The following is a 9,026-nucleotide window of genomic DNA, read 5'->3' on the forward strand; positions in this document are numbered from 1 at the left end:
GCGATCACCCCTTCCCTCCCCCGCCCGGGGGCGGGGGCGGTGCCGGAGTTCGGGGGCCTGGTCACGATGGCTCGCGCTCCTTCGCTGGGGTGCGTGCCCGGACGGCGTGCCGCGCGGTGTTCCACGGCCCTTCCGTACCGCGTTTTGTCACCATTGACCGGGCGCTGGCCCGGATGTTAGACAGCTGCCAGCGATATGCGCAATGAGCGTTGCAGAGGGTGCAACACAATTTTTCGAGGAGGCCGCATGTCGGGCGAACGGCTCACGCAGGGACTGACGGAACTCGCGCAGGAGCGGGTCGACCACCGCTTCAAGGCGCTCCCGCCGGACGCCGAAGGCCTGACCGTCGGTGAGCTGGCCGCCGAGCGCCGCAACCTCTTCGACGGCGGCTTCACCACCCCCGTCCTCGCCCTCTCCGCCGAGGCGGTCGAGCACAACCTCGCCCTGATGGAGACCTACGCCGAGCGGCACGGCCTCGCCTTCGCCCCGCACGGCAAGACCTGCATGGCCCCGCAGCTCTTCGCCCGCCAGCTGGAGTACGGCGCCTGGGGCATCACCGCGGCCGTCCCCCACCAGGTCCGCGTCTACCGCGCCTACGGCATCCAGAAGATCTTCCTCGCCAACCAGGTCGTGGACCCGGTCGCGCTGCGCTGGCTCGCCGCCGAACTCGCCGCCGATCCCGACTTCCAGCTGATCTGCTACGTCGACTCGCTGCGCGGCATCGAGCTGATGGACCGCGCGCTGCGGGAGGCCGGCGCCACCCGCCCGGTGGACGTGGTCATCGAGCTGGGGGCCGGAGAGGGCGCGCGTACCGGCGTCCGTACCGACGCCGAGTGCCTGGAGCTCGCCGACGCCCTCGCGGGAGCGGACACCCTGCGCCTGGTCGGCATGGCCGGCTACGAGGCCGAGGTGCCCGACGCCACCGGGGAACTGGTGACCGCCTGGCTGCGCCGACTGGTCGCGCTGACCGTGGAGTTCGACAAGGCGGGCCGGTTCGCCGACCTCGGCCAGATCGTGGTCAGCGCCGGCGGCAGCGCCTGGTTCGACGCGGTCGCCGAGGTGTTCGCGGAGATCCCCGAACTGTCGGCGCCGGTCCTCAAGCTGTTGCGCTCGGGCGCGTACGTCTCGCACGACGACGCCCACTACCGCCGCCTCACCCCCTTCAACCGCATCCCGGAGGAGGGCGCCCTGCACCCCGCCTTCCGGCTGTGGGCACAGGTCGTCTCCCGCCCCTCGCCCGAGCAGGCCTTCCTCAACGCGGGCAAGCGCGACGCGGCGTACGACCTCGGTCTGCCGGAGCCCCACGTCGTACGGTCCGGCCGGGACGGCACCGAGCGCCCGGCGGACGGCCTCACCATCACCAAGCTGTCCGACCAGCACGCCTGGGTGAGCACCGAGCGCGCCGGCGATCTGGAGGTCGGCGACTGGGTGGCGCTCGGGCTCTCGCACCCCTGCACCATCTTCGAGAAGTGGCAGCTGATCCCCCTCGTCGAACAGGACGGCACGGTCACGGACTTCGTCCGCACCTTCTTCTAGGGCCTGGTCCACACGACAGGCCCCAGCCGTCCGTCTCCTCCAGCCCGCGGCCCGGAACCGGAAAGGCGGCCCGCCATGGACACCGTGTTCCGCGACGTCCGCGTCGTCGACGGGTCCGGCGGCCCGTCCTACCGCGCCGATGTCGCCCTGGCCGGCGGCCGGATCGCGGAGATCCACCGCGAGGCGGACGGCGGACGGCGCCCGGGCGGCGCCCGCCTGGTGGACGGCCAGGGCCTCGCCCTGGCCCCCGGCTTCATCGACATGCACGCCCACAGCGACCTCGCGCTGCTGCGGGACCCCGCGCACGAGGCGAAGGCCGCCCAGGGCGTCACCCTCGAAGTCCTCGGCCAGGACGGCCTGTCGTACGCACCGGTCGACGACCGCACGCTCGCCGAGGTCCGCGTCCAGATCACCGGCTGGAACGGTGGGGGACCCGGGGACGCCTCCGTCGACTTCGACTGGCGCACGGTCGGCGAGTACCTCGACCGCCTCGACCACGGCTTCGGCGGCGAGGGCATCGCGCTCAACGCCGCGTACCTCGTCCCGCAGGGCACCGTACGGATGCTCGCGGTCGGCTGGGACGACCGGGAGGCCACCGCCGGTGAACTGGCGCGGATGAAACAGCTGGTCGCCGAGGGGCTGGAACAGGGTGCGGCCGGGATGTCCTCCGGGCTGACCTACACCCCCGGCATGTACGCGCGGGACGCGGAACTCACCGAGCTGTGCCGGGTGGTGGCCCGCTACGGCGGCTACTACTGCCCGCACCACCGCTCGTACGGCGCCGGCGCGCTGGCCGCGTACGCGGAGATGGTCGCCGTGACCCGCGAGGCGGGCTGTGCGCTGCATCTCGCCCACGCCACCATGAACTTCGGCGTCAACGAGGGCCGCGCGCCCGCACTGCTCGCGCTGCTGGACGACGCGCTGGACGCCGGCGCGGACATCTCCCTCGACAGCTACCCGTACACGCCCGGCTGTACGACGCTGGCCGCGATGCTGCCGAGCTGGGCGGGCGAGGGCGGCCCCGAGGCGGTCCTGGCCCGTCTGCGGGACGAGGCGACGGCCGCCCGCATCCGCCATGTCATGGAGGTGGAGGGCGCGGACGGCTGTCACGGCGTCCCCCTCTCCTGGGACACCATCGAGATCTCCGGGGTGTGCGACCCGGCGCTGTCCGGCCACATCGGCAAGACCGTAGCCCGCAGCGCGGCGGAGCGCGGCGAGGAGCCCTGGGCCACCGCCCGGCGGCTGCTGATCGACGACCGTCTGGGCCCGACGATCCTCCAGCACGTCGGCCACGAGGAGAACGTCCGCCGGATCATGCGCCACCGGGTGCACACCGGCAGCAGCGACGGCATCCTCCAGGGCCGCAAGCCGCATCCGCGCGCGTACGGCGCCTTCCCCCGCTACCTCGGCACCTACGTCCGGGAGTTGGGGGTGCTCTCGCTGGAGGAGTGCGTCGCCCATCTGACGGGCCGCCCGGCCGCCCGGCTACGGCTCGCCGACCGCGGCCTGATCCGCCCGGGCCACCGCGCCGACCTGGTCCTCTTCGACCCCACGACGGTCGCCGCCGGCGCCACCTTCGACGCCCCGCGCACCCTGCCCCGCGGCATCCCGCACGTCCTGATCGACGGCCGGTTCGTGATCGAGGACGGCCGCCGGACGCAGGTGCTGGCGGGGCGATCGGTGCGGCGGACGGCGCCGGGGCGGGGGTGAGGATCGGCCGGGCCGGGGCAGGGAGGCGGCCGAACCGGAGGCCGAGGCTCAGCCGAACCGCCGAACCGGCCCGGCCAGCCGCAGGACCAGCCGCTCGACCTCGGGCACGGAAACCGTCGCCCCCACTCCACCCCGCCGCCGTCACGGAGCGTGTGCCGTGCCCCCCGCCCCGTGGGTCAACGTGGGGAAAAACACCGAGCGGCCGCGGATACGCGCCCGTAAGGTGGCGGTCATGCAGGTGATCCAGTCAACGAAGCTCGCCAACGTCTGCTACGAGATCCGTGGCCCGGTGCTCGAGGAGGCCATGCGGCTGGAGGCGGCGGGTCACCGCATCCTCAAGCTCAACACCGGCAACCCCGCGGCGTTCGGCTTCGAGTGCCCGCCCGAGATCCTGGAGGACATCCTCCGCACGGTCGGCAGCGCCCACGGCTACGGTGACGCGAAGGGCCTGCTGTCCGCCCGCCGCGCGGTGATGCAGCACTACCAGACCAAGGGCATCGAGCTCTCCGTCGACGACATCTACCTCGGCAACGGCGTCTCCGAGCTGATCCAGATGTCGATGCAGGCGCTGCTGGACGACGGCGACGAGGTACTGGTCCCGGCCCCGGACTATCCGCTGTGGACGGCCTCGGTCTCGCTCTCCGGCGGCACGGCCGTGCACTACCGCTGTGACGAGCAGGCGGACTGGATGCCGGACCTCGCCGACATCGAGCGCAAGGTCACCGACCGCACCAAGGCGATCGTCGTCATCAACCCCAACAACCCCACGGGCGCCGTCTACGACGACGAGCTGCTCCGGGGCATCGCGGAGATCGCCCGCCGGCACAACCTGATCGTCTGCGCCGACGAGATCTACGACAAGATCCTCTATGACGGCGTCACCCACACCCCGTTCGCCGCCCTCGCCCCCGATCTGCTGACCCTGACCTTCAACGGGCTGTCGAAGTCCTACCGGGTGGCCGGCTACCGCAGCGGCTGGATGGCGGTCTGCGGCCCGAAGGCGCACGCCGCCTCGTACATCGAGGGGCTGACGATCCTGGCCAATATGCGGCTGTGCGCCAACATGCCGGCCCAGCACGCGGTGGCCACCGCGCTCGGCGGCCGGCAGTCGATCAACGAGCTGGTGCTGCCCGGCGGCCGGCTGCTGGAGCAGCGCGACACGGCGTACGAGCTGCTCACCCGGATCCCCGGCGTCAGCTGCGTCAAGCCGAAGGGCGCGCTGTACGCCTTCCCGCGACTGGACCCCAAGGTCTACAAGGTCAAGGACGACCGGCAGATGGTGCTCGATCTGCTCCGCGCCGAGAAGATCATGATCGTCCACGGCACCGGCTTCAACTGGCCCGAGCCGGATCACTTCCGCCTGGTCACCCTGCCCGGCAAGGACGAGCTGACGGATGCCGTCACCCGGATCGGCTCCTTCCTCGACGGTTACGGACAGTACTGACCCACCGCGATTTCTGTACGGACCTCAACTTTAGACAGAGTCCAAGCTAGGATGGCCTCCTGACACTTTCAGGAGGCCGTCCCATGTACGAACCGATCCGCACCCAGTCGGTCCACACCATGGCCGCCGCCCCGGAGATCCCGCACCGCTCCCGCGAGGAGGAACTGGACATCCGGCTCGCCGGCCAGCTGACCGCGCTGCTCACCGTCACCGATGAGCTCCATGCGCTGGCGAGGCGGGCGGACGGCAGCGCGGCGGACGCTCCCGCGCCGGACGGCGCCGCGCTGGCCGCCGCCGCCGAGCTCATCGCCGAGCAGGTCGCGCGGCTGAGCGGCGGCCACTATCCGCTGCGCGCCGAGCCCACCGACGGCACCACCGCACCCCGGGCCGGCGCCCTCCACCAGCGCGCCCACACCCTCGCCGGGAACGCCCTCGCGGTCGCCACGACCCGGAACGACACCGCGGTGATGGCCCTGGCGGCCGAGCGGGTGGCGGCGCACGCCGCACCCCTCCGGGATCTCGCCACGGCCTGAAACCCGCGCCGTACGAACCGGCCGGCGCCCCGCCTCACTCCACCGGCCCCACCGGTGCCACTGGTCCCCGGTCCCACCGGCGGGCGGCCCGATGTCGCCGGCGCCGACCCCTCACCCGCACCGGGGCCCCACACCCACAGGTGCGGGGCCCCGGCCGGACGGTGAGCGGTGTGGGCGGCGTGCCTAGCCCAGCCGCTGGACCAGCGCGCGGTACTCGTCCCACAGCTCCTTCGGCGTGTGGTCACCGAAGGTGTTGAGGTGCTCGGGGATCAGCGCCGCCTCCTCGCGCCACACGTCCTTGTCGACGGTCAGCAGGAAGTCGAGCTCGGCGTCGTCGAGGTCGAGGCCCGTGGTGTCCAGCGCCTCCTTGGTGGGCAGCACGCCGATGGGCGTCTCGACACCCTCGGCTTTGCCCTCCAGCCGCTCGACGATCCACTTGAGCACCCGGCTGTTCTCGCCGAAGCCCGGCCACACGAAGCGGCCCTTGTCGTCCTTGCGGAACCAGTTGACGTAGTAGATCTTCGGCAGCTTGGACTGGCGTCCTTCCCGCGCGGCGTCGCTGCCGACCTTGACCCAATGCCCCATGTAGTCGCCCATGTTGTAGCCGCAGAACGGCAGCATGGCGAACGGGTCGCGGCGCAGCTCGCCGACCTTGCCCTCGGCCGCGGCGGTCTTCTCGCTGGCGACGTTGGCACCGAGGAAGACGCCGTGCTGCCAGGTCAGCGACTCGGTCACCAGCGGCACGGCACTGGCGCGGCGGCCACCGAAGAGGATGGCCGAGATCGGCACGCCCTTGGGGTCCTCCCACTCGGGCGCGATGATCGGGCACTGGCCGGCGGGGACGGTGAAGCGGGCGTTGGGGTGGGCGGCGGGGGTCTCGGACTCCGGCGTCCAGTCGTTGCCCTTCCAGTCGGTCAGATGGGCGGGCTTCTCCTCCGTCATGCCCTCCCACCACACGTCGCCGTCATCGGTCAGCGCGACGTTGGTGAAGACGGAGTTGCCCCACATCGTCTTCATGGCGTTGGCGTTGGTGTGCTCGCCGGTGCCGGGCGCGACACCGAAGAAGCCGGCCTCGGGGTTGATCGCGTAGAGGCGGCCGTCCTCGCCGAAGCGCATCCAGGCGATGTCGTCGCCGATGGTCTCGACCGTCCAGCCGGAGATCGTGGGCTCCAGCATCGCGAGGTTGGTCTTGCCGCAGGCGCTCGGGAAGGCGGCGGCGACGTACTTGGCCTCGCCCTGCGGCGGCGTGAGCTTGAGGATCAGCATGTGCTCGGCGAGCCAGCCCTCGTCGCGTGCCATGACGGAGGCGATGCGCAGCGCGTAACACTTCTTGCCGAGCAGGGCGTTGCCGCCGTAGCCCGAGCCGTAGGACCAGATCTCGCGGTCCTCGGGGAAGTGCGAGATGTACTTGGTGGAGTTGCACGGCCACGGAACGTCGGCCTCACCCTCGGCCAGCGGGGCGCCGAGCGTGTGCACCGCCTTGACGAAGAAACCGTCCTCGCCGAGCTCATCGAGCACCGGCCGGCCCATGCGCGTCATGGTGCGCATGGAGACCGCGACGTAGGCGGAGTCGGTGATCTCCACGCCGAGCGCGGAGAGCGGGGAGCCGAGCGGGCCCATGCAGAACGGGACGACGTACATCGTCCGACCCTTCATCGAGCCGCGGAAGATGCCCTTCTCACCCGTGAAGATCTCTCGCATCTCGGCGGGAGCCTTCCAGTGGTTGGTCGGGCCGGCGTCCGCCTCCTTCTCGGAGCAGATGAAGGTGCGGTCCTCGACGCGCGCCACGTCCGACGGGTCGGAGGCGGCGTAGTACGAGTTGGGGCGCTTGATCGGGTCGAGCTTGGTGAACGTTCCCTTGTCGACGAGCTCCTCGCAGAGCCGCTCGTACTCCGCCTCGGAGCCGTCACACCAGACGACCCGGTCGGGCTGGGTGATCGCTGCGATCTCGTCGACCCAGGCGATGAGTCCCTGGTGACGGGTCGGAATGGTGGGAGCCGCGTTGTCGCGCGCCACGATCGCTCCTAGATGAGGGTCTGGACGGATGTCTACCCGATTTGCCGGGAACATCCGCTTCTTTTGGTTGTTTGCCCCTTGGGGGCTGCGACCCGGATGCTTCGTGACCGCTCATCCGGTGCCGACCGCACTCATTTGATCATCCGACCCCGATAGAGTTCTGTCCAGAGGGCGCCTTGGTGACCGTCACCACTCCGGTACGAATCCGTAACTTACGGTTGCGTAGGTAGCATTACGCCATGACTTCCGCGCCCGACGCCGCCGAGAGCCGACCCTCCTCCGCGCCGCCCGCCATCGCGGCCGTCACCGCCGCGACCACCCCCCTCAAACCCAAACTGCGCGGCTGGCTGCACGCCGGAATGTTCCCCGCCGCCCTACTCTCCGGCATCGTCCTCACCGCCCTCGCCGACAGCCCCCGCGGCCGCCTGGCCTGCGGCATCTACACGATGTCCGCCTGCCTGCTGTTCGGCGTCAGCGCCCTTTACCACCGCGGCAATTGGGGCCCACGCGCCGACGGCATACTCCGGCGCCTGGATCACGCCAATATCTTCCTGATCATCGCGGGCACCTATACGCCGCTGACGATGCTGCTCGTGCCGGGATCCCGCGGCGAGACCCTGCTCTGGGCGGTCTGGGCTGCCGCCCTGGCCGGCATCCTCTTCCGGGTCTTCTGGGTCGGCGCCCCCCGCTGGCTGTACACCCCCTGCTACATCGCCATGGGCTGGGCCGCCGTCTTCTTCCTGCCCGACTTCCTGCGCACCGGCGGCATCGCCGTCCTCGTACTCGTCGTCGTCGGCGGCCTGCTCTACAGCGCGGGCGGTGTCATCTACGGCATCAAGCGCCCCAACCCCTCACCCCAGTGGTTCGGCTTCCACGAGGTCTTCCACTCCCTCACCCTGGCGGCCTTCGTCGTGCACTACGTCGGCATCTCGCTGGTGGCCTACACCCACGCCTGAAGCCCCCACCCTCGAACATCCCGCAACCACCTTTCTCACCGAGAGTAGTCACGTTCACGCCACAGCGTGACACACCCCACCGACAATCGACGGCGCGGCCCCGGCCCACCGGGGCGCGGGCGCCGTGCACGCACCGCCACGGCCGTCATTCGGGGGGCACGGGATGCCTGACAATGCTGCCCATGGTCTCCGCACGCACCTCTGCCGCCGCCACACCGCCCGGGACGCCGAAGCCCGGGCTGCGGGAGCGGAAGAAGCTCCAGACCCGGCAGGCGATCCGGCGGGCCGCCTACCGGCTCTTCGCGGAGCAGGGCTACGACGCGACGCCGGTCGACCGGATCGCCGAGGCCGCCGACGTCTCACCGAGCACGGTCTTTCGCTACTTCCCCACCAAGGAGGACATCGTGCTCACGGACGAGTACGACGCCGTGCCGGCGGCCGGGCTGCGGGCCCGTCCCGCGGACGAGCCGATGGTCGAGTCGATGCGTCAGGTCACCGTCGAGGCGCTGCGCAGGCTCACCGCGGAGGAGCGCGGTGAACTCGTCCAGCGGGCCCGGCTGATCCGTGACGTGCCCGCGATCCGGGGCCGTACGGCGGAGAACACCGCGCGGGACGCCGCGACGCTCGCCACCGTACTGGCGGAACGCTCCGGCCGCCCGGACGGCGACCTGGAGCTGCGGGTGATCGGTTCGGCAATCCTGGCCGCGCTCCAGGAGGCGATGCTGACCTGGGTCGAGGGCGGCCCGGATACCGACCTGGAGGCGCTGATCCACCGGACGATGGACGTACTGGCGCGGGGCCTCACGCTGTAGGGGTGGGGGTGCGGGGCGG

At 71.2% G+C, this 9,026-nt stretch carries 7 protein-coding genes; 6 read left to right on the forward strand and 1 reads right to left on the reverse strand.

Going from position 1 to position 9,026, the window contains the following annotated elements; all coding sequences use genetic code 11:
• Window positions 1-246 precede the first annotated feature (246 nt).
• From EST92_RS29320 to EST92_RS29335, 4 genes are all read left to right on the forward strand, one after another.
• Complete coding sequence (locus tag EST92_RS29320) at window positions 247-1,536, forward strand: amino acid deaminase (protein ID WP_129283727.1); 1,290 nt, start codon at window positions 247-249, stop codon at window positions 1,534-1,536.
• A gap of 75 nt (window positions 1,537-1,611) precedes the next feature.
• On the forward strand, window positions 1,612-3,246 hold the full coding sequence (locus tag EST92_RS29325; RefSeq protein WP_129283728.1) for a D-aminoacylase: 1,635 nt from the start codon (window positions 1,612-1,614) through the stop codon (window positions 3,244-3,246).
• A 232-nt stretch (window positions 3,247-3,478) separates the two neighbouring features.
• A complete protein-coding gene (locus EST92_RS29330; RefSeq protein ID WP_129283729.1) occupies window positions 3,479-4,690 on the forward strand; it encodes a pyridoxal phosphate-dependent aminotransferase in 1,212 nt (403 codons plus the stop codon).
• An 83-nt stretch (window positions 4,691-4,773) separates the two neighbouring features.
• Window positions 4,774-5,223 carry a hypothetical protein gene (locus EST92_RS29335; RefSeq protein ID WP_129283730.1) on the forward strand — a complete coding sequence of 150 codons (450 nt, stop codon included), beginning with the start codon at window positions 4,774-4,776 and terminating at the stop codon, window positions 5,221-5,223.
• A 183-nt stretch (window positions 5,224-5,406) separates the two neighbouring features.
• Here EST92_RS29335 and EST92_RS29340 read toward each other — a convergent pair whose 3' ends face one another.
• Window positions 5,407-7,239, reverse strand: a complete 1,833-nt coding sequence (locus tag EST92_RS29340) for a phosphoenolpyruvate carboxykinase (GTP) (protein ID WP_129283731.1) — start codon at window positions 7,237-7,239, stop codon at window positions 5,407-5,409.
• Between the two features lie 239 nt (window positions 7,240-7,478).
• On the opposite strand from EST92_RS29340, the gene EST92_RS29345 reads away from it, so the two are divergent.
• Entirely contained in the window at window positions 7,479-8,195 is a 717-nt protein-coding gene (locus tag EST92_RS29345) for a hemolysin III family protein (RefSeq protein ID WP_129283732.1), read from the forward strand.
• Between the two features lie 182 nt (window positions 8,196-8,377).
• Entirely contained in the window at window positions 8,378-9,007 is a 630-nt protein-coding gene (locus tag EST92_RS29350; protein ID WP_129283733.1) for a TetR family transcriptional regulator, read from the forward strand.
• Window positions 9,008-9,026: the final 19 nt, after the last annotated feature.

It is taken from the genome of Streptomyces sp. TM32 (assembly GCF_004122755.1).
In the GTDB taxonomy this organism is placed as follows: Bacteria; Actinomycetota; Actinomycetes; order Streptomycetales; family Streptomycetaceae; genus Streptomyces; species Streptomyces sioyaensis.